This is a genomic window from Photorhabdus sp. CRCIA-P01, from assembly GCF_003545805.1.
In the GTDB taxonomy this organism is placed as follows: Bacteria; Pseudomonadota; Gammaproteobacteria; order Enterobacterales; family Enterobacteriaceae; genus Photorhabdus; species Photorhabdus antumapuensis.
The window spans coordinates 1-3,394 of record NZ_NMQR01000118.1; the positions used below are offsets into that span (position 1 = coordinate 1).

At 42.7% G+C, this 3,394-nt stretch carries 2 protein-coding genes and 3 pseudogenes; 3 read left to right on the forward strand and 2 right to left on the reverse strand.

The features are described from left to right. Window positions 1-214 (reverse strand): annotated as a pseudogene (locus tag D3222_RS23920) (IS110 family transposase); the annotation flags it as partial. 141 nt (window positions 215-355) lie between these two features. Here D3222_RS23920 and D3222_RS23925 point away from each other — a divergent pair. The 3 genes and pseudogenes from D3222_RS23925 to D3222_RS23935 all read left to right on the forward strand — a co-directional run bounded on the left by D3222_RS23925 (window position 356) and on the right by D3222_RS23935 (window position 3,041). Continuing rightward, window positions 356-934 (forward strand): plasmid pRiA4b ORF-3 family protein, encoded by a 579-nt coding sequence (locus tag D3222_RS23925; RefSeq protein ID WP_118988286.1) that lies wholly within the window; start codon window positions 356-358, stop codon window positions 932-934. A 139-nt stretch (window positions 935-1,073) separates the two neighbouring features. After that, on the forward strand, window positions 1,074-1,634 hold the full coding sequence (locus D3222_RS23930) for a recombinase family protein (RefSeq protein WP_118988287.1): 561 nt from the start codon (window positions 1,074-1,076) through the stop codon (window positions 1,632-1,634). 24 nt (window positions 1,635-1,658) lie between these two features. Beyond that, window positions 1,659-3,041, forward strand: a pseudogene (locus D3222_RS23935) (ISKra4 family transposase). A 68-nt stretch (window positions 3,042-3,109) separates the two neighbouring features. Here the strand turns inward: D3222_RS23935 and D3222_RS23940 are convergent. Next, window positions 3,110-3,346 (reverse strand): annotated as a pseudogene (locus D3222_RS23940) (IS110 family transposase); the annotation flags it as partial. Window positions 3,347-3,394: the final 48 nt, after the last annotated feature.

Consider the following 3,394-nt stretch of genomic DNA (forward strand, 5'->3'; position numbering starts at 1 on the left):
CCTCATGCCCCAAATCAGCGATCCGCCTTGCCATGAAATGCGCGCCAGCACAGGCTTCCATCACAACCGTTGCCGGAGAGCAATCGGCTAAGAATTCCATCAATTTAGTTCGGGTGAATTTTTTACGTAGCAGAGCTTTTCCCGATTGCTCCTGACAATGGACATGAAAAGAATGCTTGCCGAGATCGATGCCAATCAGTGCGATAGTGTTCATGATGGTAGCCTCTTATCAAAGATAATCACTCTGCTAATATACTGCCGTTAGAGTGAGGGGAACCATCTCATTACCTTGGGGCACTCCGTTAAGCTGGTGATATGATGAACGAATTGGCAGGTTTTTAGCAGGCAGCTCACCATGAAAGCCTATATCGTTAAAGTGGCGCTTCGCGGTGTCAGCCCTATGGTCTGGCGGCGATTCAGGCTATCAAGTGCAACGTCTTTAGCGGCTTTTCACGATATCATTCAGATTGCTCAAGGATGGCATGACGACCACCTTCACCAATTCCATATTTATGGCAAAGATTACGGTATTTCTTATTCTAGCGGTATGGCGTTTTCGGATAATCCTTACAAAACCACGCTTGATACTTTTGAATTTGATACCGGTGATCGTTTCACTTATGAATACAACTTTTTCGAGAACTGGCTTCACGACATCCGTATTGAAACTATTATCGATAATTCTCGCCTGAAATCACCTTCTTGTCTGGCCGGAAATAGAATGCCCGGAGCAATCTTGGCTGATGAATGTGAGAAAACACTGGCGTTACTGAAAGCTATCATTCATGTCGATGAAACGGCCACGGTAAGGGATATTCGTCCATTGATTGATGCGCTGGATGCCGTCAGATTTAACCGCCCAAAGGTTAATCGCCAATTGCGTCAACTCGATATTGATTCGCCTGAACTGGAGCCTGTTGTAGTATGGCTATAGCGGATAGGTGTGATTGTTATCCATAAAGGTATACTTTTACGTAAAGAGAGAGATTTGCATTAAAACTGTTTCTAAAGGTAGGTTAAAATGAGGTTTAGAGAATATTACAAAAACCTCTATAACCTTTATGGATTATCTTATGCTTTATGCTTACATCCGCATCAGCTCGGCAGAACAAAATTCAGCGCGACAAGAAATTGCTATTCAAAATGCCGGTTATGAGATAAAAAATATTTTTACCGATGTTGCCAGCGGCAAAGATACACATCGCCCAAACCTACAACAACTATTAGCCCTATTAGAGAGTGGAGATATGCTCGTTGTTCATTCGATAGATCGCTTATGCAGAAATATGATGGATATGTGCAATTTAGCACTTCAACTGAAACAGCGAGGCATTTCGCTTATTTTTATCAAGGAAAATATTCATTTTTCTGCTACCGAGAGTAATCCGTTACAAGAGCTACAATTACATATGATGTCCGCATTTAGCCAGTTTGAGCGAGCCCTCATCAGAGAACGTCAAGCTGAAGGGATTGCGGCTAAGAAAGGACGAGGAGAAAGAGCAGGTCGCCCGCCCGCAGACAAACGTAAAGTGGCTATTGTTGATGAATTAAAATCAAAAGGTATTCGCCTGAAATTAGCTTGTGATAACGTGTGCATTGGTGTTTCAACCTATTATAAATTAAGGAAAAGATAAACATTTAAAATCCGAGGTGGAGTGATGAAAGTCATAATAAAAGCGGTTGTGATACAGGATGAGGGTTCAACTTATCAAGAAACACTACTGACGCTGCATAAAACAACCGAACAAAATGAGCCATTAGGGTTATCAAGTCACGAATCAAAAAAATTACTCAATACCGCACAGTTATCGATAATTCAGGCACAAAGCCAATCGTATATGCAAGCGCATCGATGCTGTCCCCACTGTGAAAAAACACGCCAAATAAAAGATCATCAAACTCGCCATTATCACACACTATTTGGGGTTGTTCCCATTAAAGGTCTTCGCCTTTACCGCTGTCAGTGCGAACAAGCCACAACAAAATCAGTCAGTTTGCTCAGTGAATAGCTGCCCGATAATACGCACCCTGAGATGCGGTATATTGAAGCCAAATGGGCGTCATTGATGTCGTATGATCTGACCGTTGAGCGATTAAAAGATATTTTACCAATAAGCCAAACACTCAATGCCGCGACAGTGCGTAATCACTTAGTGAGTGTTGTCAAACGGCAAGAAGCAGAGCTTGCCACGCAAGCTGATTTCCTTGAAAAAAGTGCGTATGATTGTGACAAATTACCCCGACCAGGAAAACCCATGGTGATTAGGTTTGGTGGCGGTTATGTGAGGGATTGCCATAATCGTAAAAATAATTTTGAAATTATTACTGGAAAAGCGTACTCCGAAAATATCCAAGCGAAGCGATTTGGCTATATCCATGTTTTAGAAGATAATCCAAGAAAACGATTACGGTCATTATTGAATGCCCAGGGCATGCAAACCAATCAGCAGATCACCTTTTTATCGGATGGGGCTGATAACTTGAGAATGATACAAATAGGTATCTACCCTGAAGCGGAGCATATTTTAGATTGGTTCCATGTCAGTATGCGACTCACTGTATTAAATCAATGCATTAAAGGTATTTTAGCTAAATCAGTAGAGATTGGCACCGAATTACAAAGCCGGCTTGAAAAAACGAAATGGTATTTATGGCAGGGTAACGTGGAAAATGCACTTGACCAGCTGGATAGCTGCTTGTGTATTTGTGATGACGCGGAACCCCACTATAAAAATAGTAAAAAAGTGGTACGTTACTTAGACGAAATGATGACTTATATTGCAAATAACCAAGGGATGATCCCGAATTATGGCGAAAGATATCGTTACGGAGAGCCGATATCAACGGCATTTGTAGAATCCACCGTCAATGAAGTGATAGCAAAGCGGATGGCTAAAAAGCAGCAAATGCAATGGAGCCAGCAAGGTGCACATTATCTCTTGCAAACACGGGTAGCGGTATTAAATGGTGAGTTGGAAAGCTTATTCCATCGTTGGTATCCCACATTGAAGAACACTGAGTGTGAGGCGATGGCTGCGTAGAAATACACCACGCTTTTTTATACTCTACCATGTAATGCATTGATTTGGGCGGTTCGGAATTTCACTCATTGGTAGCGCATCCGGTGTAATGACAGGATGGCTTGTTGTTCTTCATTTTTGATAGCTACCGATTTACCCGGTTGTTGAACCGCCCTCCAAATAGCTCGTGCATCCTGAACATCGTTTTTATTACCCATCCGGAATGCCCGGACAAACCGGGCCTGAAGCAAACGGACTTCATGTCCCTGTTTTCTCAGTTCCCGTGCCCAATAATGCGCCCCACCACAGGCTTCCATACCAATCAGATTTCATGAGTGGATCCTCCAGTCATCGGGAAGCTACAGGCTTCCACT

Bases quoted from the DNA above. Each gene is read 5' to 3' on its own strand.
- D3222_RS23930 (WP_118988287.1), top strand. From the start codon at position 1,074: ATGCTTTATGCTTACATCCGCATCAGCTCGGCAGAACAAAATTCAGCG.
- D3222_RS23925 (WP_118988286.1), top strand. From the start codon at position 356: ATGAAAGCCTATATCGTTAAAGTGGCGCTTCGCGGTGTCAGCCCTATG.